25 protein-coding genes and 1 tRNA gene are annotated in these 26,391 nt (G+C 63.2%); 9 read left to right on the forward strand and 17 right to left on the reverse strand.

Features of this window, described 5'->3' with window-relative positions; translation table 11 throughout:
* The first annotated feature begins 11 nt into the window (after window positions 1-11).
* Window positions 12-1,028, forward strand: a complete 1,017-nt coding sequence (locus WYH_RS13495) for a sodium:calcium antiporter (protein ID WP_235980030.1) — start codon at window positions 12-14, stop codon at window positions 1,026-1,028.
* Here the strand turns inward: WYH_RS13495 and WYH_RS13500 are convergent.
* The 12 genes from WYH_RS13500 to WYH_RS13555 all read right to left on the reverse strand — a co-directional run bounded on the left by WYH_RS13500 (window position 1,025) and on the right by WYH_RS13555 (window position 15,950).
* Complete coding sequence (locus tag WYH_RS13500; protein ID WP_046904245.1) at window positions 1,025-3,655, reverse strand: cation-translocating P-type ATPase; 2,631 nt, start codon at window positions 3,653-3,655, stop codon at window positions 1,025-1,027. The two genes, WYH_RS13495 and WYH_RS13500, sit on opposite strands and share 4 nt — an antisense overlap.
* A 75-nt stretch (window positions 3,656-3,730) precedes the next feature.
* Window positions 3,731-3,967: a hypothetical protein gene (locus WYH_RS13505; RefSeq protein WP_046904246.1), complete on the reverse strand. Its 237-nt coding sequence runs from the start codon at window positions 3,965-3,967 to the stop codon at window positions 3,731-3,733.
* A complete protein-coding gene (gene ccoS / locus WYH_RS13510; RefSeq protein WP_046904247.1) occupies window positions 3,964-4,143 on the reverse strand; it encodes a cbb3-type cytochrome oxidase assembly protein CcoS in 180 nt (59 codons plus the stop codon). The genes WYH_RS13505 and ccoS overlap by 4 nt, the downstream gene beginning before the upstream one ends.
* Window positions 4,140-6,257 carry a heavy metal translocating P-type ATPase gene (locus tag WYH_RS13515; protein WP_046904248.1) on the reverse strand — a complete coding sequence of 706 codons (2,118 nt, stop codon included), beginning with the start codon at window positions 6,255-6,257 and terminating at the stop codon, window positions 4,140-4,142. Before WYH_RS13515 ends, ccoS begins: the two co-directional genes overlap by 4 nt.
* Entirely contained in the window at window positions 6,254-6,712 is a 459-nt protein-coding gene (locus tag WYH_RS13520; protein ID WP_179945416.1) for a FixH family protein, read from the reverse strand. Before WYH_RS13520 ends, WYH_RS13515 begins: the two co-directional genes overlap by 4 nt.
* On the reverse strand, window positions 6,712-8,166 hold the full coding sequence (gene ccoG / locus WYH_RS13525) for a cytochrome c oxidase accessory protein CcoG (protein ID WP_046904250.1): 1,455 nt from the start codon (window positions 8,164-8,166) through the stop codon (window positions 6,712-6,714). The genes WYH_RS13520 and ccoG overlap by 1 nt, the downstream gene beginning before the upstream one ends.
* Window positions 8,153-9,076, reverse strand: a complete 924-nt coding sequence (gene ccoP, locus WYH_RS13530) for a cytochrome-c oxidase, cbb3-type subunit III (protein WP_046904251.1) — start codon at window positions 9,074-9,076, stop codon at window positions 8,153-8,155. The genes ccoG and ccoP overlap by 14 nt, the downstream gene beginning before the upstream one ends.
* Entirely contained in the window at window positions 9,066-9,242 is a 177-nt protein-coding gene (locus WYH_RS13535; RefSeq protein WP_179945417.1) for a cbb3-type cytochrome c oxidase subunit 3, read from the reverse strand. Before WYH_RS13535 ends, ccoP begins: the two co-directional genes overlap by 11 nt.
* The gene (ccoO, locus tag WYH_RS13540; protein WP_046904252.1) at window positions 9,239-9,985 is read right to left on the reverse strand and encodes a cytochrome-c oxidase, cbb3-type subunit II; all 747 of its coding nucleotides are present in this window, start codon (window positions 9,983-9,985) and stop codon (window positions 9,239-9,241) included. Before ccoO ends, WYH_RS13535 begins: the two co-directional genes overlap by 4 nt.
* An 11-nt stretch (window positions 9,986-9,996) precedes the next feature.
* A complete protein-coding gene (gene ccoN, locus WYH_RS13545; protein ID WP_046904253.1) occupies window positions 9,997-11,652 on the reverse strand; it encodes a cytochrome-c oxidase, cbb3-type subunit I in 1,656 nt (551 codons plus the stop codon).
* 222 nt (window positions 11,653-11,874) lie between these two features.
* A complete protein-coding gene (locus tag WYH_RS13550) occupies window positions 11,875-12,780 on the reverse strand; it encodes a mechanosensitive ion channel family protein (RefSeq protein WP_156320206.1) in 906 nt (301 codons plus the stop codon).
* Window positions 12,780-15,950: an SMC family protein gene (locus WYH_RS13555; RefSeq protein WP_156320148.1), complete on the reverse strand. Its 3,171-nt coding sequence runs from the start codon at window positions 15,948-15,950 to the stop codon at window positions 12,780-12,782. The genes WYH_RS13550 and WYH_RS13555 overlap by 1 nt, the downstream gene beginning before the upstream one ends.
* On the opposite strand from WYH_RS13555, the gene WYH_RS16665 reads away from it, so the two are divergent.
* Together WYH_RS16665 and WYH_RS16670 are read left to right on the forward strand one after the other, a co-directional pair.
* A complete protein-coding gene (locus tag WYH_RS16665) occupies window positions 15,921-16,298 on the forward strand; it encodes a hypothetical protein (RefSeq protein ID WP_156320149.1) in 378 nt (125 codons plus the stop codon). The genes WYH_RS13555 and WYH_RS16665 overlap by 30 nt on opposite strands.
* Window positions 16,298-17,362, forward strand: a complete 1,065-nt coding sequence (locus tag WYH_RS16670; RefSeq protein ID WP_046904254.1) for a glycosyltransferase — start codon at window positions 16,298-16,300, stop codon at window positions 17,360-17,362. Before WYH_RS16665 ends, WYH_RS16670 begins: the two co-directional genes overlap by 1 nt.
* A gap of 316 nt (window positions 17,363-17,678) precedes the next feature.
* Here WYH_RS16670 and WYH_RS13565 read toward each other — a convergent pair.
* Both WYH_RS13565 and WYH_RS13570 read right to left on the reverse strand, forming a co-directional pair.
* Window positions 17,679-17,765, reverse strand: a tRNA-Leu gene (locus WYH_RS13565).
* 143 nt (window positions 17,766-17,908) lie between these two features.
* Window positions 17,909-18,739 carry an MJ0042-type zinc finger domain-containing protein gene (locus WYH_RS13570; RefSeq protein WP_046904255.1) on the reverse strand — a complete coding sequence of 277 codons (831 nt, stop codon included), beginning with the start codon at window positions 18,737-18,739 and terminating at the stop codon, window positions 17,909-17,911.
* A gap of 151 nt (window positions 18,740-18,890) precedes the next feature.
* Between WYH_RS13570 and ftsE the strand changes: the two genes are divergently transcribed.
* From ftsE to WYH_RS13590, 4 genes are read left to right on the forward strand one after another with little or no spacing between them, the layout of a single operon-like run.
* A complete protein-coding gene (gene ftsE, locus WYH_RS13575; protein ID WP_046904256.1) occupies window positions 18,891-19,625 on the forward strand; it encodes a cell division ATP-binding protein FtsE in 735 nt (244 codons plus the stop codon).
* Complete coding sequence (locus WYH_RS13580; RefSeq protein WP_046904257.1) at window positions 19,622-20,548, forward strand: cell division protein FtsX; 927 nt, start codon at window positions 19,622-19,624, stop codon at window positions 20,546-20,548. The genes ftsE and WYH_RS13580 overlap by 4 nt, the downstream gene beginning before the upstream one ends.
* On the forward strand, window positions 20,545-21,075 hold the full coding sequence (locus WYH_RS13585) for a YdcF family protein (protein ID WP_046904258.1): 531 nt from the start codon (window positions 20,545-20,547) through the stop codon (window positions 21,073-21,075). The genes WYH_RS13580 and WYH_RS13585 overlap by 4 nt, the downstream gene beginning before the upstream one ends.
* 12 nt (window positions 21,076-21,087) lie before the next feature.
* A complete protein-coding gene (locus tag WYH_RS13590) occupies window positions 21,088-21,771 on the forward strand; it encodes a lysophospholipid acyltransferase family protein (protein WP_046904259.1) in 684 nt (227 codons plus the stop codon).
* Window positions 21,772-21,783: 12 nt separating this feature from the next.
* Here the strand turns inward: WYH_RS13590 and WYH_RS13595 are convergent, their stop codons facing one another.
* Together WYH_RS13595 and hisC are read right to left on the reverse strand one after the other, a co-directional pair.
* Window positions 21,784-22,692, reverse strand: a complete 909-nt coding sequence (locus WYH_RS13595) for a prephenate/arogenate dehydrogenase family protein (RefSeq protein ID WP_046904260.1) — start codon at window positions 22,690-22,692, stop codon at window positions 21,784-21,786.
* On the reverse strand, window positions 22,689-23,771 hold the full coding sequence (gene hisC / locus WYH_RS13600) for a histidinol-phosphate transaminase (RefSeq protein WP_244877926.1): 1,083 nt from the start codon (window positions 23,769-23,771) through the stop codon (window positions 22,689-22,691). Before hisC ends, WYH_RS13595 begins: the two co-directional genes overlap by 4 nt.
* A gap of 101 nt (window positions 23,772-23,872) precedes the next feature.
* Between hisC and metX the strand changes: the two genes are divergently transcribed.
* Window positions 23,873-24,994, forward strand: a complete 1,122-nt coding sequence (gene metX, locus WYH_RS13605) for a homoserine O-acetyltransferase MetX (RefSeq protein ID WP_046904262.1) — start codon at window positions 23,873-23,875, stop codon at window positions 24,992-24,994.
* On the forward strand, window positions 24,991-25,581 hold the full coding sequence (metW, locus tag WYH_RS13610; protein ID WP_046904263.1) for a methionine biosynthesis protein MetW: 591 nt from the start codon (window positions 24,991-24,993) through the stop codon (window positions 25,579-25,581). Before metX ends, metW begins: the two co-directional genes overlap by 4 nt.
* A 30-nt stretch (window positions 25,582-25,611) precedes the next feature.
* Here the strand turns inward: metW and fdhD are convergent, their stop codons facing one another.
* Window positions 25,612-26,376 (reverse strand): formate dehydrogenase accessory sulfurtransferase FdhD, encoded by a 765-nt coding sequence (gene fdhD / locus WYH_RS13615; protein WP_046904264.1) that lies wholly within the window; start codon window positions 26,374-26,376, stop codon window positions 25,612-25,614.
* Window positions 26,377-26,391: the final 15 nt, after the last annotated feature.

Below are 26,391 nucleotides of genomic sequence, written 5' to 3' on the forward strand. Positions count from 1 at the left end.
GGAGCAGCGGCTTGGAGCTGAGTATCCTCGTCCCGATGTTTGCCGCGGCGGCAGCCGTGGTCTGGTGGGCGGGCACCCGCTTGCCGGCTTATGCCGCCGCCATCGCCCGGCGGACAGGCATCGGGCAGGCCTTTGCCGGCATGTTGCTGCTGGGCGGGATCACTTCCCTGCCGGAACTGTCCACCGCAGTCAGTGCGGCGGCCATCGGGGCATCGTCCCTGGCGCTGAACAATATTCTTGGCAGCGTTGCCTTCAACATATTGCTGATCGCCATGGCAGATGCGGTTCTGGGCAACCGGCCGCTGACTTCAGTGGTCGCGCAGCCGGCAACGCTGATCCAGGGTGTGCTGGGAATGCTGCTGCTGGCTTTCGTGGCCGCGGCGGTGCTGTGGCAGGATGTCGGCCTTGCCGGTGTCGGGATCTGGTCCCTGCTGGTCTTTGCCGGTTGCCTGATCGCGATGCGGATCGCCTATCGCTATGAAAGGCGGCCGAGATGGGTCGTTATCGATCCCGGAGAGGCGGAAACGCATGCGCTGGAGGCGGAGACGCAGGATGAGCCGGAACGCCTCTATTGGGGCATGGCCGGTCTTGCCCTGCTGATCCTGGGCGCAGGATCGGTGCTGGCCATGACGGGGGACGAGATTGCCGTCCGCACCGGTCTGGGCAGCGGGCTGGTCGGCCTGATCTTCGTTGCCCTGGCGACATCGCTGCCCGAACTCAGTTCCATCAGTTCCGCGATCCGCACCCGCCATTACGAACTGGCGATCGGCGAAGTGTTCGGATCCAACATCTTCAACCTTGCGCTGATCCTGGTGATCGACCTCGTGGCGCCCGGCCCGCCTGTTCTGGGCATGGCCGGCCGGTTTGAAGCGATTGCCGCCTTGCTGGGACTGGCGCTGACCGGCATCTATGTGATCGGCCTGATCGAACGGCGCAACCGGACCTTTCTGCGGATGGGCTATGATTCGTTGACCGCGATCCTGTTATATGTCGCGGCGATGGCTTTTCTGTTTACCGCGCCATCCTAGGCCCGGCCGCGGCGTGTGATCAGTTTCTCCAGTTCGACGACGGCATAGACCAGCAGGCCCAGCGAGGCGATGAAGCCCCAATCGGCCCAGCCGAGCGGGACGGACCCGAACAGCGCCTGCATGAACGGCGCATAGGTGAACATCATCTGCAGGCCGATCACGGCGGCGATGGACATCGGCACGATCCGATTGGCCAGCAGCACATCCAGGCCGATCGCCGGGCGGTGCAGGTGCCGGCAATTGATCAGATAGCCGATCTCGCAGGCGACCAGCCCGTTCACGACGATGGTGCGGGCAAGTTCGAGCGATGCCTCTTCGCTGAAACGATCGAACAAATACCATGTCGCCAATGTCATCAGTGTGGCGACGAAAGCGATGCGCCAGATCAGGAAACGGGTCAGCAGTGATTCGTGCCTTGGTCTGGGTGGGTGCTGCATCATCGCCGGTTCCGCCGGATCGAAGGCGATGGCCAGGCTCAGCGTCGCTTCGGTAACCAGATTGATCCAGAGGATTTGCAACGCGGTAATGGGCAGGGGCTGATCCAGCATGACGGCCAGGATAATCAGCCCAGCTTCGCCCAGACTGGTTGGCAGGATATAGACCAGTGCCTTGCGGATATTTTCATAGACCGTGCGCCCTTCATGCACGGCGGCCACGATCGAGGTGAAATTATCGTCGGTCAGCACGATATCGGATGCTTCCCGGGCGGCTTCTGTCCCGCGACCGCCCATGGCAACGCCGATATCGGCCTTTTGCAGGGCCGGCGCATCGTTGAACCCGTCGCCGGTCATCGCAATGCTCTTGTCCTGCGATTGCAGGGCGCCGATCAGCCGCTGCTTGTGCTGCGGCGTGGCGCGGGCAAAGATGGTGGCGGAATCGGCCCGCCCGGCAAATTCCGCATCCGTCAGCTGGTCCAGTTCCGTCCCGGTGACCGTGTCCCCTTCCAGCCCGACCGAAGCGGCGATGGCGCCTGCCGTGGCCGGATGATCGCCGGTAATCATCTTCACCGCGATGCCCGCCTGCCGCGCGCTGGCGATGGCTTCCTTCACGCCGGCGCGCGGCGGGTCGATCATGCCGACAAGGCCGAGCAGGGTGAAATCGCCGGCATGGATTGCCGCCGGATCGAGCCGGGTTGCGCCATCCGCCCTGCGGCAGGCAATGGCCAGCACGCGTTCCCCATCCGCCGCCAGCCTATCCACCCTGCGCGCCCAGAGATCATGATCGACAGGGCGATCGCCGCCTTCTTCAGCCTGGCTGCTGCACAGGGCCAGCACGCGTTCAGGGGCGCCTTTCAGCCATATTGCCGTGCCCTGTGGGTCGTCTTCCAGCACGGCCATATATTGCTGGTCCGCCTCATAGGGGATGGAGGCGATCCGCTGTGCACCGTCACGTTCCACACCCAGCTTGCGGGCGAAGATGAGCAGTGCGCCATCGGTCAGATCGCCTTCGATCGCCCATTCGCCATCCTCGCGCCGGATCTGCGCGTCATTGGCCAGCAGGGCGCCGCGCGCCAGCTTCTGAACCAGCGGATCTGCGGCATTTGCCCCGTTCTCCGCGCCCGGAATTTCAAACCGGCCATTGGTGGTCAGCGCGGTGCGCGCGGTCAGGCGGTTTTCGGTGATGGTCCCGGTCTTGTCGGCGCAGATTATATCGACTGAGCCCAGTGCCTCCACGGCGGGCAGTTTGCGGATGATCGCGCGCCGTCCGGCCATACGGGTAACGCCCACGGCCATGCTGATGGTCAGGATCGCCGGCAGCGCTTCGGGCACGGCGGCAATGGCCACGCCCACTGCCGCGCGGAACGCTTCCACCATGTGCATCTGGTTCAGCCAGCTTCCGATGGCGAAAACGGCGGCGGCAATAATCAGGATGGCAACGGTCAACCTGGCGCTGAACCTGTTCAGCTGGCGCGAAAGGGGCGTGTTGATGCGCTCCCTCCTGGCCAGCATCGTGCCGATCTGCCCGATTTCCGTATTGTCGCCCGTGGCAATCACCAGGCCGAGACCGGCGCCCCGCGCCACAGTCGTGCCCGACCATGCCATGTCGCTGCGTTCGGCCAGCGGGCAGGTTTCGGGGCAAGGCATCAGCGATTTGCCGACGGGCGCGGATTCGCCGGTCAGCGCCGCTTCCTGAATTTCCAGCCCACGCTCTTCGATCAGGCGCAGATCGGCAGGAACAATCGTGCCGGCGGCCAGAACGACCACATCGCCTGTAACCAGCGTGGTGGCGGGCACGGTCTTCTGCCGTCCGCCGCGCAGGACCAGGGCTTCTGGCGCAACTGCATTGCGCACGGCCTCCAATGCGCGCTGGGCCCGGCCTTCCTGGATGAAGCCGATGGCGGCATTCACGATCACCAGAGAACCGACCACCGCCGCATCGAGCAATTCGCCGATCAGCAGCATCACCACTGCCGATACCAGCAGCACCAGGACGAGAAGATTGGTGAACTGGGCAAGGAAGCGCAGCAGGGCGGATTCCCGGCGCGGCGGTGTCAGCCGGTTCGGGCCCTGTTCGGCAAGGCGCCGCTCTGCCTCTTCGCCGGAAAGCCCTTCGGCGCTGGAAACGAGCCGGGCCAGCGCATCGTCCACGGCAATTGCGTGCCAGCTGCTTGCTTCCCGCTCGTTCAAGTCGCAGGCTCTCTTTCTGAAGATTGCGCCTCAACCGCGATAACTAGAATCCCTGATGGCTGGCGCCAAGGCTGGTTATTCTGAAAGCGGCTCCTCGCCGCCAGTCCCCTTGCGACGTTTGGAATGGCATCCTTTGGCGCAGCAAGGCGCCGTGCCCGGCGCAGCAGGCACCCTTTCGATGGGAATGTTCAATTGCCCGCCATTGCACAAAGCGAGGGCGATCGAAGCATTGCCCGCCGATCCGCCGGAAACCGGCCCGGTCATCGCCGGCAGCAGCGCCAGGGCTGCGAGCAGGGAGAGGGATTCGCTCATGCGTAACGATCTTCGTCCTTGTCCTCTTTCCGATCATCATCCTCGTCCATCAGGATGCGTGCGGCGGAGCCTTCCGGATCTTCGAACTGGCCGTTCCTCAATGCCCAGAAGAAGCTGGCCAGCCCCAGCGCACCCAGGATGAGAGCGATGGGGATGAGGAATATCAGCCCTCTCACCGCGTCGCCCTCGCCAGGCGCAGCGAATTACCGATGACGATCAGCGAACTTGCGGACATGGCAATGGCGGCCACCAGCGGCGTGACCAGACCGGCCAGGGCCAGCGGCACGGCCAGCACATTATAGGCGATTGCCAGGCCGAAATTCTGCCGCACGACACGCATGGTCGCACGTGAAGCGCGAATGGCGCGGGACAGGGCCAGCAGCGTATCCTGCACAAAGACCAGATCCGCCGCCTGCAGGCCGACTTCACTGGCCGAACCCGGTGCGATGGAAGCGTCCGCGGCGGCCAGGGCGGGGCCGTCATTCAACCCATCCCCCACCATCAGCACGCGGCGGCCGCGATTGCGCAGGCGGGAAATGGCTTCCTGCTTGGCAGCGGGAGAAGCGGCGGCATGGGCTGTCAGCCCGGTTGCGCGCGCCACTTCGGCAACGGCAGCCGGATTGTCCCCCGAAAGGATCGAACATTCCACGCCCAGATCGCGCATTTCCGCCAGGGCCTGCCCGGCATCGGGGCGGAGCCGGTCCGCATAGGGAATCAGCCAGATCGGTTGTCCGGAAATTTCCAGCGCCACGGCGATGCCATTGGCGCTGTCCGGGCGGCGCAGGGCGACCTGTTTCCCGCATGACATGGCGAACACCCCTTCGCCGGGCCGTTCTTCCACCTTGTCCAGCGGTGCCGCGCGATGATCGCGCGCGGACAGGGCATCGGACAGGGCGCGGGACAGCGGGTGGCGGCTGTGAGAGGCAAGGGCGAGGGCGATCGAGGCCGCTTCGTTCGGCAGCGCTTCCAGCACCGCAGGATCCGGCAGCGGGCGGCCAAGGGTGAGCGTGCCTGTCTTGTCCAGCAGCGCCCGGTCGACCGTGGCCAGCCTTTCGAGGGCGGAGCCATCCTTCACCATGATGCCGGCCCGCATCATCGACCCGCTGGCCACGACCTGGGCGACCGGCACGGCCAGCCCCAGCGCGCAGGGGCAAGTGATGATCAGCACTGCCACGCCGATCACCAGCGCGTGATAAAGCCCGGCCCCGGCAATCAGCCAGCCGATTACCGCCGCGGCGGCCAGTGTGTGAACCGCCGGTGCATAGAGGCGCGCGGCGCGATCCGCGATCCGGACATAGCGGCTGCGGTTCTGCGTGCTCGCTTCCATCAGCCGGGCGATTTCGGCCAGCGTCGTGTCGTGGCCTGCATGGCTGATGCGCACATCCACCGGCGCATCGAGATTGAGCGTTCCGGCCAGGGCCTGATCGCCCCGGTGTCCGGCGACAGGCGCGGATTCGCCAGTCAGCAGGGACTGGTCGAAACGGCTGGACCCGGTGATGATTTCACCGTCGGCGGCCAGCCGCTCCCCCGCGGCCACGCGCATTACCATGCCCGGCATCAATTGCCCCGCATCGCGCCAGGTCAGTTCCCCGTCCGGGCCGACGATCATCGCGCCCTGCGCCGCCTGGCTCAGCAATGCATCGACACCGCGCCGCGCCCGGTCGCGCATCATCGCGTCCAGCACCCGCCCGGCCAGCAGGAAGGTCAGCAGCATCAATGCGCCGTCGAACCAGGCATGTTCGCCGCCGATCACCGTTTCATACAGGCTCAGCCCGGTGGCGATCAGCACGCCGATCGAAATCGGCACGTCCATATTGGTGGTGGCGTGGCGCAACGCCTTCCAGGCGGAACGGAAGAAGGGTTGTCCGGCATAGGCGATGGCCGGAATGGCGATGACGGCCGAAATCCAGTGGAACAGCGATCTGGTCGCGCCTTCTGCCCCGGCCCAGACGCTGACCGAAAGCAGCATGACGTTCATCGCGGCAAAGGCGGCAACGGCCAGCGGGGCCAGCAGCGGCCGGACGGCGGAATAAGGGCGGGCCAGTTCCTCTCGCCGTGCCTGCGCCTCGAAACCGATCTCTGCCAGCGCGGAAACCAGTTCATGGCTGCCGATCTGCGCGGTGTGATGCACGGTGACCATGCGGGAAGACAGATTGACGCGGGCATCGGCAATTCCGGGCAGGGCGCCAAGGCCGCGTTCGACCTTGCTCATGCAGCCGGCGCAATGCATGCCGGGCACCGCCAGTACGGTGCATTCCAGCGCTTCATCGCTCTGTTTCAGTGCGGTCACTGCAACGCTTCTTCCCGGCGCCAGTCATTGGTGCCGTCGCTCAGCTCCAGCCGCAGCGTCCAGCGCCCGTCCGGCAGGGCGCGATCCGCCAGATAGCGGCCCTGGCCGATCGGTTCGAAAGCCAGCGGGACATCGGGCATCCGGCCCAGCGGATGGCGCGCAATCGCATTGACGGCCACATCGTCCGGTGCGCCTGTGACCTTCACCGCCAGCCTGCCATCCGGCCTCCATGCGGTTGCCGCATCCCAGCCCAGCTTTTCCTGTTCTTCCGCCTGTTCCAGCCAGCGATTATATTCCTGGCTGGCGACATAGGAATTTTCGACCACGATGCCGCCAAAGGTCGTGCTGGCGAAGCTGGCCATCAGGATGTTCACGCCCACGACCACACCAAAGAAGCCGACCAGGATGCCGGTCATGTGCCAGCCGGTGAAACGGCCTTTCGTCTGTCCGGGCATCATTCTCCTCCGGGGGCTTCGAAATAGGTTTCGCTGGTGTCCATTTCGGCCTGCTGGTCGAGAGAGGTCACGGTGAAGGCGAAATCCTGCGATGCCGTATCGGGCGGTGCGATAACATAGAGCCGGAGCGGCTCGGTACTGTCGGCCGCGACGGTGACTGTCAGTTCGCGGGCGGCATCTTCGCTGGCCATCTGGTCAGTCCACATGCGGCCGCCATCCAGCCCTTCCATCGTCACGCGCATATCGCGCGGGCGGCTTTCCATGTTGCGCAGCTTGACCGTGTAGGAGTTGCGGATGCTGCCATCGCTCATCAGCATGAAGGGCGGATTGCGGTCGGGCGCGGCCGATATGTCGGTATGGCTGCGCACACCCAGCGCGAACAGCAGGGCCAGACCGATGCCGCCCCATACGCCGAAATAGATCAGCGTGCGCGGATGCAGCAAAGCCTTCCATGCCGGGCGCGGTTCCTCGCCGGCCTTTTCCCGCTCGCAATCTTCCAGCGTGGCATAATCGATCAGGCCGCGCGGGCGGCCCACTTCTTCCATCACCCGGTCGCAGGCATCGATGCACAGGCCGCAGGTGATGCAGGCGATATCCGGCCCCTTGCGGATGTCATATCCGGTGGGACAGACGGCAACGCATTGGTTGCAATCGATGCAGTCGCCGAATTCGCCGGGATTCTTCTGCGCCTTCTTGACGCTGCCGCGCGGTTCGCCGCGCCAGTCCTTATAGGTGACGATCAGCGATTTTTCGTCCAGCATCGCGCTCTGGATACGGGGCCAGGGGCACATATAGATGCACACCTGTTCGCGCATGAAGCCGCCAAGGGCGAAAGTCGTCGCGGTAAGGATGCCGACGGTCAGATAGGCGACAGGGGCGGCCTGCCCGGTCCAGAAATCATGCACCAGTGTCGGCGCATCGGCAAAATACATGATCCATGCGCCACCGGTCCAGAAACTGATCAGCAGATAGATTGACCATTTGACGGCGCGATGGGCGATCTTCTTCGGACCCCAGGGCGCCCGTTCCAGGCGCATCTGCGCATTGCGATCGCCATCAACCAGCCTGTCGATATGCTGGAACAGATCGGTCCACACAGTCTGGGGGCAGCTATATCCGCACCATGCGCGGCCCACCGCGCTGGTGACGAGGAACAGCCCGATGCCGGCCATGATAAGCAGGCCCGCGACGAAATAGAATTCATGCGGCCAGATTTCGATGCCGAACATGTAGAAACGGCGATTGGCCAGGTCGATCAGGACGGCCTGATCCGGCGCGTAGGGGCCACGGTCCCAGCGGATCCACGGCGTGCCGTAATAGATCCCCAGCGTGACCAGCATGACCAGCCATTTGAAGCGGCGGAACGGACCGTCCACCTTTTGCGGGTGGACGGCCTTGCGCTTTTCATAAAGCTGGGCGGGCGTTCCTTCTTCGATACGTTCAGGATTGTTCATCGGGGTCAGCCTCCGGCGCGCTGTCGCCTGCTTCTTCGGCGACCTCCGCGAAGTCTTCGCCACCCCCGAGCGAATGTACGTAAACCGCCAGCATCTTGATGGTCACGGGATCGAGCCGCCCCTCCCATGATGGCATCACACCCATGCGCGGATTGCTGATCTGGCGCGCGACCTGTTCCCGTGTGCCCCCATACAGCCAGATCGCATCCGCCAGGTTCGGCGCACCGAATTCACGCAGACCGCGGCCGTTTTCGCCGTGGCAGACGGCGCAATTTTCCGCAAAGAGCTGCGCCCCGGCCGGATTGGGCTGGGCCTTGCCCGACAGGCTCAGCACATGGTCGGCCAGCTGGTCGATCTGTTCGCCCGTCAGGAAACCGTCCCCATAGGCGGGCATGATCGAAAGGCGGGTTTCATCAACGCCGGGCTGGCGTATGCCATGCAGCAGCGTGGTTTCGATCGCATTCAGATCGCCGCCCCACAGCCAGTCATCGTCATTCAGGTTCGGATAGCCTTCCGATCCCGCGGCGCCGGCGCCGTGGCACTGCACGCAATTGACCTTGAAGGCGGCGCGGCCACCGGCAATCGCGGCGCGGGTCAGCTGTTCGTTACCCTGGATCTTGCCCACCGGCATGCTGGCCAGTTCGGCCACCACGGATGCGCGGTCCGCCTGCTGCGTTTCCAGTTCCTTGGCCAGCTGGCCGCGGCTGGTCCAGCCCAGCACGCCTTCCGTGCCCTTGTTGATCAGCGGCCAGGCCGGATAGGCGATGCCATATCCGATAGCGAAGGCGATGCAGGCATAGAAGGACCATATCCACCAGCGCGGCAGCGGATTGTTCAGTTCTTCGATACCGTCCCATTCATGGCCGACGGTTTCGACGCCGGTTGCTTCGTCGATGTGCTTATTCGCCATCGTTATCGTCCTTGAAAATCACGTTGGCCGCATCCTGGTGATGCTTGCGGGCGCCGGGCCGGAACGGCCAGAGCGACAAGGCGAGGAAGGCAATGACCATGATCATCAGGCCGTAGCTGTCGGCCAGGTGACGCAATGTCTCGTAAGTCGAATGGTCGTTGATCATCGGCCGGTCTCCGAAGCGAGCTCCTCCTGTGCGGCGGCACTGTTTACGTCCACCAGCGTGCCGAGCATCTGGAGATAGGCGACCAGAGCATCCATTTCCGTCAGGCGTTTCGGATCGCCGTCAAAGTCGCGGATCTTCGCCTTGGGATAACGGTCTTCCAGATCTTCCGGATCGGTATCGGGATTGGCCTGGGCCCTGAGATCGGCCGCCGCCATTTCAATGTCGCGATCGGTATAGGGAACGCCGACCATCCTCAGCGCGCTGAGCGCCGCGGCAGGATCGGGCACTTCCAGGTCGGTTTCCGCCAGGAAACCATATTGCGGCATCACGCTTTCGGGCACCACGCTTTGCGGGTCCATCAGGTGCTGCACGTGCCATTCGTCGGAATAGCGGCCGCCCACGCGTGCCAGGTCCGGCCCGGTACGCTTGGAACCCCACTGGAACGGATGGTCATACATGCTTTCCGCAGCGAGGCTGTAATGGCCATAGCGTTCCACCTCGTCCCGGAACGGGCGGATCATCTGGCTGTGGCAGACATAGCAGCCTTCACGCACATAGATGTCGCGCCCGGCCTGTTCGAGCGGGGTGTAAGGGCGCATCCCGTCCACTTCCTCGATCGTGTTGTCGATCCAGAAAAGCGGTGCGATTTCCACGATACCGCCGATGGCGACCGTGATCAGGGCGCCCACGCCCAGCAGCGTCACGTTCCGCTCGAGCTTCTTGTGCTGTTCGGTAATGCTCACGGAAACTTCTCCTACTCGGCCGGAACCGTGACGATGGGGCGATCCTTTTCGGCGTCATAGGCCGCATCGCTCATCGGGGCTTCGTTGCGCAGCTTGCCCAGGATCGTGGCCCAGACATTGATCACCATCAGCACCGCGCCGATCAGATACAGGCCGCCACCGAAGGCACGCAGCAGATACATCAGATGCAGCGCGCTGACCGTTTCGGCGAAGCTGTTCACCAGATAGCCATCGGCGCCATATTCACGCCACATCAGGCCCTGGGTGATGCCGGCCACCCACATGCTGGCAGCGTAGAAAACGATGCCTGCCGTGGCGAGCCAGAAGTGCCAGTTGACCATGCGCAGTGAATAGAGCCGTTCACGCTTCCACAGGCGCGGGACCAGGAAATAGACGGCGGCGAAGGTGATCATGCCGTTCCATCCCAGCGCGCCGGAATGGACATGGCCAATGGTCCAGTCGGTATAGTGCGACAGGCTGTTGACCGATTTGATGGACATCATCGGGCCTTCGAACGTGCTCATGCCGTAGAAGGCGATGCTGATCACCAGCATACGGATGATCGGATCGGTGCGCAGCTTGTCCCACGCGCCGTTCAGCGTCATCAGGCCGTTGATCATGCCACCCCAGCTCGGCATCCACAGCATGATCGAAAAGACCATGCCCAGCGTCTGCGCCCAGTCGGGCAGGGCGGTGTAGTGCAGATGGTGCGGACCAGCCCAGATATAGAGGAAGATCAGCGCCCAGAAGTGGATGATCGAAAGGCGATAGGAATAGACCGGCCGTTCCGCCTGTTTCGGCACGAAGTAATACATCATGCCCAGGAAGCCGGCGGTCAGGAAGAAACCCACCGCGTTGTGGCCATACCACCATTGCACCAGTGCGCCCTGAACGCCGCCGAAGACCGGGTAGCTCTTTGAACCGAACAGGCTGACCGGAATGTCGAGATTGTTCACGACATGCAGCATCGCCACGGTGATGATGAAGGCCAGGAAGAACCAGTTGGCGACATAGATATGCGGTTCCGACCGTTTCACGATCGTGCCGACAAACACCACCAGATAGGCGACCCAGACGATGGTCAGCCACAAGTCCACATACCATTCGGGCTCGGCATATTCCTTGCTCTGGCTGATACCCAGAAGATAGCCGGTCGCCGCCAGGACGATGAACAGCTGGTAGCCCCAGAACACGAACCGGGCGAGGCCCGGAAATGCCAGCCGCGCACGGCAGGTGCGCTGCACGACATAGAAACTGGTGCAGATCAGCGCATTGCCGCCAAAGGCGAAAATGACCGCGGATGTATGCAGCGGGCGCAGCCGCCCGAAATTCAGATAGGGTTCCAGATTCAGTTCGGGAAAGGCGAGCTGAAGGGCGATGAACACCCCCGCGAGAAAGCCCGCAATGCCCCAGAAGACCGTGGCGATGACGCCCCATCGAATCGGATCGTCATCATATTTCGACGGGTCAGAGGGGATCCGGAAAATGGCGTTCGCTGCCGCCCCGACATCGGCGCGGAATGCGTCGACGCACAGGGCGATGAAAATGGCGAGCGCCACGATGGTCATGTGGGTGGCGAAGCCGGCATCCTGCGCAAGCGCGATCGCAATGACCGCGAGAATAAGCAGGCCGAACCACATTCCGACCCGAGAGAGTGCTGTTTCCATGAATCTGGTGTCCCTACGTCCTGCCGCCGCGCTGCACCGTCCTGCCGCAACGCACATTGATTGGAATCAAATAGCGGAAGTCCCGCCTGTCCGGGGGCATTATGCAGGTTTTTTCGCAGTTTGTGGACCCCTGCGGCAAGATGTTATCACCTATCGCAAGATGCGGCGCAGCATTTCGCACGGCCATGCACGCAGGGACCGTCGGATGGGCAGGGCTGGTTCCTACCCGCCGTCACGCGCGGACAGGGCATTGCCCGGCGTGGCGATCCGTTCCTGCTGGAATGCGCGGAGGACGCGCATATTGACGTCCGACTCGAAGGCTTTTTCAAACCTCGTGTCCAGGACATAGGCCTTCAGGCGCAATCTCACGCCCACGAGATAATCCGACACCCATTGATTGACCAGGATGGTGACCGGCTTTGCCAGGAAAACGAAGCGGCTGGAAAGCACCGCTTCGTTTATGATGTCCCGGGCCCGTTCGATATCCTGATCCGGGGCGATGTAGAAATCCATCACCACCTGCATGTCCAGCGCGCCGTAATTCCCGGAAGAGGTGACATCGCTGAGGAACTTGCTGTTGGGAATGGTGACGGTGTTGTCGTCCAGTGTCTGCATGCGCACGGATCGCAGGCCGATGGCCGTGATATCCCCGTATTCGCCGCCGAAATTGACACGGTCCCCCACCTGGAACGGGCGATCCAGCATCACGATCATCCCGGCGATGAAGGAAGCGACCAGATCCTTCATTGCAAAGCCGATCGCAACGGCCACTGCGCCGCCGATCAACGCCAGGGTCGTTTCGTCGAAGCGGAAGGACAGCAGCACGACGATGACGGTCGTCGTTACATAAATCACGAACTGGCTGATCGTGCTGACCTTGTGCAGCGTCAGCCGGCGGGATGAGAATTCCGAACCGAAAGCATTGACGAAGCGGGACAGCAGGCGAAGCAGTGCCCAGGCGCCCGCGATGACGAAGATGGAGGTGATCACACCGCCCCAGCGGATGATATCTGCCAGCCGGGTTATCGTGTTGGCGTCGATCTCTTCCTGCGCCATCGCCGGATTCCAGGCGAGCAGGGATGCGAGTGCAATCGCCAGGGTTGCCGGGCGCAAAATGCCGGAGGCCATCATCTCTTCTCCCGCACGATCAGGTTCTGCCGGGCAAGCAGGCGTACCACCTCGATCCACCAATGCAGCGAGATGCGGCAGGTGCCCTGATCGCAGGTAATCGTGCCCAGCCGTTCCAGCCGCCGCAAGGCGTCGCTCACCAGCATGTCGGACAGGTCCGTGCTGGTGCGGATCGTTTCCTTGCTGACCAGATCCATCTGCACCATCGCCCGCAATACGAACAATGCCGACATCGGCAGCGCGGAAAGGCTTTCCACTGGCGGCGTATCGAATGTGCGGACAGTGACCTGTTCGCTTATGCTGTCCACGAACAGCGACTGGCGCCAGTAATCCAGCGCAATCGCGGGATTGCCGCTGGCATAATCGGTCAGCCTTTCGAAATAGCCGCGTTTGCGGCGTTCGGTGGCGGACACGTCCTCCCCGAATTCGAAGATTCCATCATCGGTCATGGCGGAAAAATCGGGCGAGAGTTTCGCCTGCGCGGTGCGCCGTTCGATCAAGGCGCGCAATTCGCCTGCGGACCAATGGGGCAGGGAGATCACCGTATCGAACAGGATCCGGTCGTTCCGCGCGCGCTGGAGGAAACGCCAGGATTCCTGCGAGATGGAGAAGACCCAGCGGCAATTCGGGCCGCTCGTCCGGGCAAGGGCGACCAGGCGCTCGATAATGTTAAGTCCGCCTATTGCCGGAACGATCAGCCGCTGAATGTCATCGACCGTCACGAAGACCTGCTCTTGCGCCGCTCCGCCCTTTACCCCCGGCCTTGTGGCGGCGGCCAGATCGTCCAGGAATTCCGCGGGGTTTGCAGGCGGCGCCTGCATGGCGACAATCCTGCTGTCCTTGCTCGATTTTTCAGCGAGATCACGCAGATAGGAGGATTTGCCAAGGCCGCGTTCGCCGACCACCAGTGTCAGTGAACCGGGCGGAATTTCCGGCAAGAGGGCATGGCCCGGCCGTTCATCGCCCACACGCAGTTTGGAGGGGGGGCGATGGGGATCGAAAGCTGCCGTGATTTCCGGGGGAAGCCGGCGGAAGCGGCCGCTCGCCTTATCCTCCGCCACGCGGCGTTCGGCGACGATCCGTGCCCGCTGATCCAGCATTTCGCGCACCAGTGCCATGTCGCGCAGCCGGCGGGAGATGATTGCACGGACGCCCTTGGCCAGCAGCAGAAGGCCGACGGCAATCCGGCCCAGCAGGCCGGTGATGCCGCCGGGGTCGCGGGCCATCCAGCGCAGCAACATGCTTTCGCCCGCTTCGGCCTCTGCAAGGGCGACGATCCGTTGCCGCCACCAATGCGCCAGCAGCAGGGCGACCACCGGCACGAGCAGCCAGGCAATGGTGGAGACCCAATTGTGGATTGCGCCGCGCCCGACACTCGCCTGTGTGAGATTGAGCAGCAACCCGATCGCCAGCAGGCTGCCGGCGATAAGTTTCAGCGATTTCCAGCGCAAGGATGCTCGCGGGTCTTCGTGGGTCCGGCCCTTTGCCAGTTCGTTCACCAGCCGGACCAGGGTGACAGTCACCAATGACCAGAACAGCACGATCCACACGAAAACCATGCTTTCGATCGCCAGTTCTTCCGGCCACAGCCACCACAACAATATGGCGAGGATCAGCCAGTCGAGCGGAGCGCGGATTTCCCGCCAGTTGCGCAGCGCCGCAGTCTGCAAGGACCGCGCCATCGTGCGGGGGCGCCGGGTTGCAGCGTCCGCCTGCGCGCGGGCCAGCAGCCCGTCGCCGCGCCGCCGCCACCAGGCGAAGAAGATCAGGATCATGGCGATCCGCAGCATGGAGAGCACGAAAGCCGGGCTGGGGCTCATGATCCGGGTGAGTATTTCGGAGAGCGTGCGCCGCCAGGATTGCACGCTGAACCGCAGTTCCAGAACAATCTCGGAGATTTCGCGCCGGACCTGCGCCACGCCTTCCGCCCCGAAGCCGGTGACTCGCGACCGTTCCCGCGAAGTGAGGGAGGGCAGCAGGGCCAGCCGCGCTTCGTTCAGCAGGTTCATCGCATCGCGCAAGGCGTTGCGGCGTTCCCAAAGCCGGTTGGCATAGGCATCCTGCAGGTTTTTCCACCCGCGCTCCAGCTCCTGCACCTGCCTGCGCAATTCCAGCGTTTCCGGCGCATTGTCGGGCAGGGCCCTGTCGATGGCCGGCGGGCGCAAGGCGGACAGGGGCGGATATTCGGGCGTGTCGAGAGCCTGGCGCAGGCGCTGACGGATCCTGGCGAGTTCTACAACCAGATCGTCATAAAGCTGGCTTGCATTGTCATTGCCCGCTGCCGCGGCTTCCAGTCCGCGGCGGCGCCAGCTCAGCGCATCGTCTATTATGCTGGCGGCCTCGCCAGTGGATCGGGCGAGTTCGGACCGGAACTGGGCCTGCGCCTGGCTGGTCTGCAGCAGCCTGGCCCGTTCGCTGGCAATCAGCCGTTCCTGCTCGTTCGCGGCGTTGATCGCGGCCTGTTCGGCGTTGCTCAGTTCCAGCCGGACATCGTCCAGCTCCGCCTGGGCGAAGGCAATCGCGTCGGCGGCACCGGAACTGAGCCCGGCGGATTCCTCCAGCGCGGCCAGCCGTTCACGCGGGAGCTGGAATATCCGCCGCTTGGCGAGAATTATCTGGTCCCTCAGCCAGGCCATGCGCTGCGCCGCCGGGGCGTCTGCTGCCGGTTCGGCGGCGTCCTCCGGTGCCGGGCCGCCAAGGACCGCCATTTCCGCCGTATCGCCGGATGCGGCTAGCGGATTGACCTTCAGGAAATCGGGATTGACTGCCTCCCCGGCCAGGAAAGCGCGCAATCCCGCAAGTTCGCGGGTCAGCCTGTCCAGCTCCTGCGTCGCGGATTGCTGTCTGTCACGTTGCTGCCGAAAGGCTTCATGCGCCTTGGCATGGGCTTGCAGCAGCGCCTGCCGCCGCCTTTCCGGAAGGCGCAGGAAGCGCGCTTCGGCCAGGGCCAGCCGTGCCTGTTCGGCCGAAAGACTGTCCAGCGTATCTGGATTTTCGCTCGCCCGCGTAAAAAGCGCATCGTCCTGCACAAGCCGGGCAACGGCGCGCATCCGCAGGGCATCCGCTCCGGTAAGGGAGAAGCGGAACAATTCCTCCGCCGAGATGGCCGGGTCAAGCTCGCCTTCTATCAGCGCCAGGACATGGTCGGCCTGCCGGATAGCGGGGGCCACGGTTTCGGCAGGCGCCGCAACTACGGTATCCTGCGCTTTGGCGGGCATTTGCGCCAGGACGCCGAATGCCAGCAAAATGGCGGCCTGCAAGGCACGATGGTTAAGCTTGGAGGGCCGCATCACGCGATGATGCAAGCAAGATCAGGGGGCTGCAACAGGATCGGCATCCTGTCCTGTAAAATCAGGTGGAAATATGAGCTGCATGCCTCGCACACCGGGGCGATCGGCACTACCCGCTTGCTGCACTCGGTAACTTCAGGAAATGGCATTTACAGCCAGACGCATGGATACGCGATCCCGCTCATAATCGGTGCCAGCAATCAGGCATTTGAAATCCGGAGAAATTGATGAGCAGCGTCCGTGTTGCACTTTGTAGTGCGCATCCATTTCCGCCGCAACTTGTCGGCGGTGCACAGCGCAGCATGCAGCAGCTTGCAGAGATGCTGACTTCTATTGGCTACGAAGTGGGTTTTTTCGTCGGCCTTAGCGGTGGTTCCAGCCCGGCAACACGGGCTCGAATTCACTTCAAACTTACACGAAGCAGTGTCTTTTGTGACCGGACAGATAATATAAAGACCTTTCGGTCCTGGTTTCCGCAAAATTCGGCAGCGGAGTTCGTTAGGAAGTTCAAGCCCGATATCGCAATTTGTCTCTCGGGATTCCCCGTTCCTCTTGCAACGGCTCTTCGGAAATCGGGTGTTCCGACAATAATCTATTTCAGAAATGTCGAGTTGGATGATTTCGGCGGCGATCCTTCGGATGCAGCAGACGGCTTCATTTCTAATTCGCAGTTCACCGCTCAGTTCGTCAAAGAGCGGTTTGATATATCCTCCACCACGATCGAGCCATATGTCGATCCGGAGAAATATCGGACTACGCCCGGAGATAAGGTGCTCTTCATAAATCCGAGGGCGGAGAAGGGAAAATCAATCGCATTCGAGCTGGTTCGACGACTGCCTGACATTCCCTTTCTCATCGTCAGGGCCTGGACTTTAAATGACGAGGATGAGAGCGAACTTGAGGCTCTTCAGCGCGACTGCCCTAATGTAACATTGATGGAGCCTGCGTCTGACATGCGAGAAATTTACGGTCAGGCGAAGATTCTTCTTGCTCCGAGTCAGTGGGATGAAGCTTGGGGTCGAGTAGCGACTGAAGCACATTTTAGTGGCATTCCAGTTCTTGCATCGGACGCGGGCGGGCTGCCTGAAGCTGTTGGCCCTGGAGGCGTGGTTTTGAAGCGAACAGCGCCTATCGAAGATTGGTGCGAAGTGCTCCGCAAGCTATGGTTTGATGATGATGAATACGAACAGCGCAGCCTGTCAGCTGTGAGCTTTTCAAAAAGATCCTCTATTCAGAAGGATAATATAATGGCCAGGCTGGACGGTGAGATAAGGCGATTAGTATCCAGGTAGTCGATCGAAAGTGCTGGATTTTCGTTGTGATTCTGCTGCGGCCATTTTTAGATATTCAGAATAGGCCTGTTGATCACCGCGCCTCTCTTATGACGTTTTTCTGGGAAGCGGTTTTTCAAACTTGGAGGATGATCAGCGGGGCAGGTCAGAACCTCACTCGCAGCGATAGCGACGTGAGGCGACCATCGCGCGAGCTTTCATCAGCCGCATTCGTATTGGATCAAAGATCGAGATCAAAGGGGAAGCCGCAGCGCTCGATCATGGAGCTGCTGTAATTGCACGGTCAAAGGGGCGGGTGCCCAACTTTGACCGGGAATGGTGCGGTCGAGAAGACTCGAACTTCCACGGGCTTTCGCCCACAACGACCTCAACGTTGCGCGTCTACCAGTTCCGCCACGACCGCATCATCGAAAAGGGCCGCACCGGGCGGCCCCGCAGGGTAGGAGCGGGCCCTTAGCAAAGGCCCCGGGGTGCTGCAAGCTGCGCTGTCACGGAAATTTCGCATTATTGCCCGGAAGCCGCGCCGGACCGGCGCGCGGGCGGGACTCAGCTGGGTTTCCAGCCGATTTCCGCATAGCGCGCGCGGCGGGGGATATCCGTCACGGCTTCGTTCACGCTGATGGTTTCGCCGGGGGCGAGCGTGTTCTTGGGCGGAATGACCTCCCAGCTATAGACGATGCGATTCTGCTCGTCCCGCAGCTGGATCAGGATTGGCGGGACATTGCGCGTTTCGCTGCCCGTATTGGTGATGGTGCCGCTGGCGCCGAAGAATTCGGTTCCATTGGGCAATTGCCGCCGTTCCTGCTGTTCGGCCGGGAAATCCAGCTGGAGATCCGACGGGCCCAGGGCGAAGCTGGACCGGCTGACCGGGACCCAGTCCGGCAGGCCCCAATAGGATGCAGCGATCACGGTGCCTGCCGCCAGCATGGCGAAAATCGCCGCAGCCCAGGTCCACAGTTTCAGCACATTGCGGCGGCCACGAAATGGCGGCGCGGAATCGAAGCGCGAACTGGCATAGCCATCATCCGCGCCAGAATAGGCAGGCTCCACCGGCGGGGGTGGCACAGGGCGTTCCGGCGCCGGCGCGGGGCGGGGCGCCGCTGCGGGCTGAGGCCGCTCTTGCGGTCCGGCCTCCGTGGTGGGCGGCTTCGGCGTCACGAAACGCGGGCGCGGTTCCTCCCTCTGGGCTTCGGGTGCCGGGGCCGTGGGCGCCTTGTCCCTGTTGGCGGGGGACGGTTCCGGCGCCGTTTCCAGCGTGGGGCCGTCCTGAAACCAGCTATGCCGGCACTTGGCGCAACGTACGGTGCGGCCATCAGGGCCGATCGCGCTGTCCGGCACGACATAACGTGTTGCGCAAGCTGGGCAGGAAATGATCATGACGGGCGGGAACCTAGGCCGGGCTTCGTGGTGCAACAAGCTATGTTGCCGACATGTTGCGCCGCCATTGGGCATTTTTCCACATCGAACAGCAAGATTGGGTGAAGAACGCCATGTCCCTCGCCCGTAGAGCGCGCTACCGAGTTGCGTGATGAGCGGGAATGAAAGCAGCATCGTCCAGTTCGACAATGTCGGGCTGCGCTATGGCACCGATCGTGAGGTGCTGAGCGACGTGTCTTTCACCTTGTATCCGGGCAGTTTCTATTTCCTGACCGGCGCCAGCGGGGCCGGCAAGACTTCCCTCTTGCGGCTGCTATATCTGGCCCAGCGTCCTTCGCGCGGGATCATCCGCATGTTCGGCACCGATATCATCACCGAACCGCGCGGGAACCTGCCGTCCTTCCGCCGCAGGATCGGGGTGGTGTTCCAGGATTTCCGGCTGGTCCAGCATCTTTCGGCCTTCGACAATATCGCCTTGCCCCTGCGCGTTGCGGGCGTGCCGGAAAACGAAGTGGAACGGCCCGTGGCGGACATGCTCGACTGGGTCGGGCTGGATCACCGGGCGGATGCACGGCCGGCCACGCTTTCCGGCGGGGAGCAGCAGCGGGTCGCCATTGCCCGGGCAGTGATCGCCCGGCCCGAAATCCTGGTGGCGGACGAACCGACCGGCAATGTCGATCCGGAAATGGCGGTAAAATTGCTGCGCCTGTTCGAAGCGCTGAACCGGCTGGGCACCACGGTGGTGGTGGCGACGCATGATGTGCACCTGCTGAAGAAAGTGCCCGATTCGCTGATCATGCGGCTGGACAAGGGGCGCCTGTCGGACCCGACCGGCGCGCTGCGTTATCCGCCGCGGCGCGATTTGCGGCAGGATGCCGGGGCATGAGCCGGGCGCAATCCCTGATCCGCCGCAACGTGCTGCGTTTCGGCGGCGATCGTTCCGGGCTGGTTTCGCAGACCCGGTTGGCCGGGCCCATGCCGTGGGTCATCGCCATCATGATCGCCCTTACCGTGATGGCTGCCGCTGGTGGTCTGGCGCTGGGCAATGTGACGCGCAACGCCGCGGCAGAGATCGATGGCGGGCTGACCGTGCAGCTTGTGGAAGCGGCCCCGGCGGAGCGCAACCGCCAGGCCGAAGCGGCCTTGACCATATTGCGCAACCGGGAAGACGTGGCCGATATCCGCCGCGTGCCGGATGCGGAACTGGAGCGCCTGCTGGAACCCTGGCTTGGTGCGGAGGCAGGGGTGGAGGAGGATGCCATTCCGATCCCGGCCCTGATCGATGTACGGCTGAAAGGCCCGGTGACGGAACGCCGGATCGAGGAATTGCGCGGCGTGCTGGTGTCCTCCGCCCCGTCTGCCCGGGTGGATGCGCAGGCGGAATGGCTGGGGCCTGTATTCGATGCGATCGCGTCGCTCCAATGGCTGGCCATTGGCCTTATCCTGCTGCTGGCCCTGACCAGCGCCGCGGCCGTATGGCTGGCGGCCCGAAGTGCGCTGGGATCCAATCGCGATACGATCGAGATCGTCCACCTTCTGGGCGGCACGGATCGGCAGATCGCGCGCATATTCCAGCGATCCATCGCGATGGATGCGGCCATTGGCGGGGCGGTGGGGCTGCTGCTTGGCCTCGGCGCTACCCTGTTGCTGGGCCGGCAATTCGGCCGGTTGGGATCGGGCATGGTGGCCAGCGGCGGGCTGGAACCCTTCGACTGGGCAGTGCTGGCGGCGATCCCGCTGGCTGGTATAATACTGGCCATGCTGACTGCCCGCTTCACCGTACTTTCCGCGCTGAGGCGGATGCTGTGATCCGGCGCGCAGTGGCATTCCTGATCGTCCTCTGGGCGTTCGGCTTCCTGTGGTTTGCCGTTGCCCTGCCGCAGCCGCAGGGTCCGCAGAAGACCGATGCCATCGTGGTGCCGACCGGCAGCGGCGGGCGCATTCCGCGCGGGCTTGCCCTGCTGAATGCGGGGGAGGCGGGCAAGATGCTCGTCACCGGGGTCGATCTGGATGTCCGCCCGGCCGAATTCGCGGCGGAATATGACGTGCCCGACCGGCTGATGGATTGCTGCGTGACCCTGGGTTTCACCGCGCTCGACACGCGTGGCAATGCGCGGGAAACGGCGGATTGGGTTGCGGCGGAGAATGTTCATTCCATCCGCCTGGTAACGGCGGACTGGCATATGCGCCGGGCTGCCCTGGAACTGCAGGGCACCTTGCCCGCCGATGTGGAGATGGTGCGCGATGCCGTCCGTTCGGAACCGTCGCTGTGGACGTTGTTCCTCGAATATCACAAGTTGCTGGCCAGCTGGCTGGCACAGGCATGGCCGGGCTGACCTGACGTGAACATGCTCCGCAGCCTGCTGTTTTACGTCGCCTTTTACGGCGGAACCGTGCCTTATCTGGTGGTGTCCATGCTTGCCCTGTTGCTGGCGCCCGGGCGGCTGGTGCCGGTGGCAACTTCATGGTCGCATTATCATCGTTTCTGCCTTCGATACTTCGCCGGCATCCGCGTGCGTGAAGAGGGGGAACGGCCGGAAGGCCCGGCCATCTTCGCCTTCAAGCATGAAAGCTTTTTCGAAGCGATCGACCTTCCCGTATCGCTGGATTACCCGGTGATCTTCGCCAAGGAAGAGCTGTTTCGCATACCGGGCTGGGGCAGGGCGGCGCGGGCCTATGGCGCTATTCCGCTGGCGCGGCGCGACGGCGCCAAGGCGCTGCGCCGTATGCTGGTCGATGCGCGTAACTATACCAAAGGCGGGCGGCCGCTGGTGATCTTTCCGGAAGGGACGCGGGTGCCGCATGGGCATGTCGCACCGCTGAAATCCGGATTTGCCGCGCTTTACAAACTGCTTGGCGTGCCGGTGGTGCCGGTCGCAGTGGATAGCGGGCTATTATATCAGAGGCGGTGGAAACGCCCGGGCACGATCACCATCCGGTTCGGGGAAGCGATCGAACCCGGCCTGCCGCGCCCGGAAATCGAAGCGCGGGTGACGCAGGCGATAAACGTCCTGAACAGCGTTGATCCGTAGCGGAGCCGAAGTTCAGCCGTGGTCCTTGCGGCCGAAATCGGGCCGCGCATCGTCCTGTCCGAGCGCCACGATGGAGCGGCGCACTTCGCGGGTGCGGCTGAACAGGTCGAACATCGTTTCCCCATCGCCGGCACGGATTGCCTCCCGCATCAGGGCGAGGTCGGTCAGGAAACTGTCCAGCATTTCCAGCACTGCATCGCGATTATGCAGGAACACGTCGCGCCACATGGTCGGGTCCGACGCGGCAATGCGGGTGAAATCGCGGAAGCCGCCAGCCGAATATTTGATCACTTCGCTGCGGGTCACGTTTTCCAGATCGGAAGCCGTGCCCACGATCGTATAGGCGATCAGATGCGGAATATGGCTGGTGACGGCCAATACACGGTCATGATGCTGGGCATCCATGGTTTCCACCATCGCGCCCAGGCTTTCCCAGAAATGGATCAGGGCGGCCAGCTGCTTCTCATCGGCGCCTTCGGGCGGAGTGATGATGCACCAGCGCTGATGGAACAAGGTGGCGAAGCCGGCATCCGGGCCGCTATGTTCCGTGCCCGCGACCGGATGAGCCGGGATCACGCTGCGGCCGGGCAGGGCATCCATCAGCGTGCGGGAAATCGTGGATTTGGATGATCCCACATCGCTTACCAGCGCGCCGGGTTTCAGCGTATCGGCAATGGTGCGGGCCGCATCGCCCATCGCACCCACCGGCACGCACAGGATTACCAGATCCGCGCCCTTGACGGCGTCGGTCGCGCTTTCGCAGATCGTGTCGGCCAATTGCCGTTCGGCGGCGCGTTTGCGCACATCCGGATCATTGTCGAATCCGGTGGTCGTGCAATCGGGCAGGTGTTCGCGCACGGCAAGGCCGATGGAACCGCCCAGCAGGCCGAGGCCGATGATCGCGATATGGTTGAAGCTCATCGTGCTGCTTCTGCCATTTCGCGCAGGGTGGCGGCAACAATCTCCATCTGCTGCTGCGTTCCGATCGTGATGCGCAGCCCCTGCGGCAAGCCCTGGCCCGGAAGATGGCGCACGGCAAAGCCGCGATCGGCAAGCCCTTCGGCCGCCGCCTCTGCGCTCAGCGCACCTTCGAACAGCACGAGCACGAAATTCGCCTCGCTCGGCAGGGGGCGCAGGCCGTGATTGCCCAGCGCTTCGATCCGTTCGACGAAACGCTGCCGTTCCACCTGGTTGTGCAGGCGTGAATTGCGGACGAAATCCTGGTCGCCCAGCGCCGCCACGGCCGCCTTCTGGCCTGTCAGCGTGACATTGAACGGTCCGCGAATGCGGTTGAGCGCGGCGATAATGCCCGGCGCGCCCGTTCCCCAGCCGACCCGTTCCCCCGCGAGGCCATAGATCTTGGAGAATGTGCGGGTGGCGAGCACGTTTTCATGCGCGGCCGCCAGCGCCATCCCCCCGTCATCGTCTTCCGGCGCGACATATTCGGCATAGGCCTGGTCGATGACCAGAAGCACATCTGCCGGAAGCCCGGCGTGAAGCCGCGCCAATTCGTCCTGCGGAAGATAGCTGCCCGTCGGATTGTTGGGATTGGCGATGAAGACAACCCGCGTTCGCTCGCTCACCAGGCCAAGCATCGCGTCGACATCGGTGCCGAAATCCCGGTCCGGCGCTTCCACCGGAGTCGCGCCGCAGCGCCGCGTGGCAATATCATAGACAGAGAAGCTGAAGCGGCTGAACAGCACTTCGTCCCCCGGCCCGGCAAAGGCCTGCACGGCAAGGTTCAGCAATTCGTCGGACCCAGTGCCGCAGACAATCCGCGCAGGATCGATGCTGTGCAATTCGCCCAGCTTTTCGCGCAATCCGGTCGAATCGGGGTCGGGATAGAGCGACGGCATAACCGCCTCCGCCCGTGCTTCCAGGGCGGCAGGACTGGTGCCGAGGGGGTTCTCGTTCGCGGACAGTTTTATCAGCGAACGGCCGTCCCCGGCCTTGCTCTTTCCGGGCGCATAGGCGTGGATCGCTTCGATCCACGGCTTCATGCGGGGGGCTTTCTGAGGTGTTGCTTCGGTCACGGGCGCGCGCATACTCTGTCGCGACGGCAATTGACAGCCCGCTTGGCCTCCCCCAAGTCCCCCGCTGCATGGCCACCACTTCCACACTGGACACGCTGAATATCGCGCTTCCCGCGAAACTGCCGCTCGATAGCGGGCAGGAGCTGGAAAATGTGTGCATCGCCTATCAGACATATGGCGAACTGAATGCGGACAGAAGCAATGCGATTCTCGTCTGTCACGCGCTGACGGGGGACCAGCATCTGGCCAGCCCGCACCCGATCACCGGAAAACCTGGCTGGTGGCAACGCATTGTCGGGCCGGGCCTCCCGCTGGATACGGACAAGTTCCATATCATCTGTTCCAACGTGATCGGCAGTTGCATGGGTTCCACTGGCCCGGCTAGCCTGGCGCCGGACGGAAAGCCCTATGGCATGCGTTTCCCCGTCATCACCATTCGCGACATGGTGCGGGCGCAAATTGCCATGCTGGACGTGATGGGGATCGAAAGGCTGCACGGCGTGGTCGGCGGTTCCATGGGCGGGATGCAGGCGCTCAGCCTGTCGGCCAATTTCCCGGAACGCGCGGCGCGGATCATGGTGATCGCGTCCACCGCGCGGCATTCGGCGCAGAATATCGCCTATCACGAGGTGGGGCGCCAGGCGATCATGGCCGATCCGGCATGGCAGGGCGGCGATTATTACGGATCGGGCCAGACGCCGGACAAGGGGCTGGCCGTGGCGCGCATGGCCGCGCATATCACCTATTTGTCCGAAGCGGGGCTGACGGAGAAATTCGGCCGCCGGCTGCAGAACCGCCCGAATGGGGAAAAGGGCGAAAAAAGCTTCGGCTTCGATGCTGATTTCCAGGTGGAAAGCTATCTGCGGTATCAGGGGCTGAGTTTTACCGACCGGTTTGACGCCAATTCCTATCTCTATATCACCCGCGCGACCGATTATTTCGATCTGGCGGAAGAACATGGCGGGCGGCTGGCCGATGCCTTTACGGATACGAAATCGCGTTTCTGCGTGGTCAGCTTCGATACGGACTGGCTCTATCCCACGGCGGAATCGCGCAATATCGTCCATGCGCTCAACGCATCGTCCGCGCCGGTCAGCTTCGTGGAACTGTCTGCGCCCTATGGGCATGACAGCTTCCTGCTGAACGTCCCTGCGCTGGACCGCGTGATAAAGGGCTTCCTCGAAGGATGAGTGTGCTCAGGCCCGATCTCGAAGTCATCGCCCGGCATGTGCCGGCGGGCAGCCGTGTGCTGGATGTCGGCTGCGGCGATGGGGAGCTGATGCATGTGCTGGCCCATGGCAAGCATGTGGATGCGCGCGGGATAGAGATCGATCCGGAAGAAGTGGAACGGGCCGTGGCGCGCGGCCTTTCAGTGATGCAGGGCGATGCCAATCGCGAACTGACCGCCTATCCCGACGATGCGTTCGATTACACGGTGCTCAGCCAGACGTTGCAGACGGCGGAACGGCCGGACCTGATGCTGGATGAATTGCTGCGCATCGGGCGGAAGGCATTTGTCAGCTTCCCCAATTTCGCACATTGGCGGATGCGCCTGGCATTGCTGTGGCATGGCCGTATGCCCGTCACCAGCCATCTGCCCGTGACGTGGTATGAAACGCAGAATATCCACCATGTCACGGTGAGCGATTTCCGCGAATTGCTGCGCCAGAAAGGCGTGTCGGTCGAACGCAGCTGGTTCTTCAGCAGCAGCCGCGAAATCGGCGCCATGGGCGCGAACTGGCGGGCGGAATACGCGGTTTATCTGTTGAGCCGGTGAGGGCGGGGGACGATCGTTCCCGCCTGTCGTTCAGCCATTCACCAGTAACACGCTGTCGTCGCGGGCGAGGCTCCACAGGCTGAGGCCGGCAGCTTTTGCGCGGTCCACGGCCAGGCTGGTGGGGAGCGAGATCGTCACCAGCGTGGTGGCCCCGGCGCGGACGGCTTTCTCCACGATTTCGTAGGAACAGCGCGCGCTGGAAAGGATGAAGCCTTGCGCCGCGTCCTGTCCGGCGCTGGCCAGTGCGCCGATCAGCTTGTCCAGCGCATTGTGGCGGCCGACATCTTCGCGCGCATGGAGGATTGTGCCGTCAGCCGCGCAGAATGCGGCGGCATGGGCAGCCCCCGTGGCACGGCCGAGCGGCTGGTGATCGCGCAAGGCAGCCAGAGCGGCGAAGATTGCCGCCGGGGCCAGCGCCTGATGCGGGGCAACCGGGGGCAGGGGCCTGGCCACGGCTTCGAGATTTTCGATCCCGCACAGGCCGCAGCTGCTTTCCGCCACGCGGGCGCGAACACGTTCGGTCAACTGGTCCACGCCAAGCCCGGTCAGCATGGCGCGCACGATCCAGCCCTTCTCGACTTCGGCCACGCCGATATCGCTGATGTCGGACGGAGATTTGGCCAGCCCTTCGGTGAGGGCGAAACCGAGGGCGAAATCTTCCAGATCCTGCGGCGATGCCATCATCACCGCATAGGACAGGCCGTTGAATTCCAGCGCTACGGGGGATTCGGGCACCCATTGGCGGTTGCGCGGCTGGCGCGCTCCATCCGCAAGGAATTCCGTGACCTCGCTCATCCCTCTAATCTCCGT

This window comes from Croceibacterium atlanticum, from assembly GCF_001008165.2.
GTDB classification, from domain to species: Bacteria; Pseudomonadota; Alphaproteobacteria; order Sphingomonadales; family Sphingomonadaceae; genus Croceibacterium_C; species Croceibacterium_C atlanticum.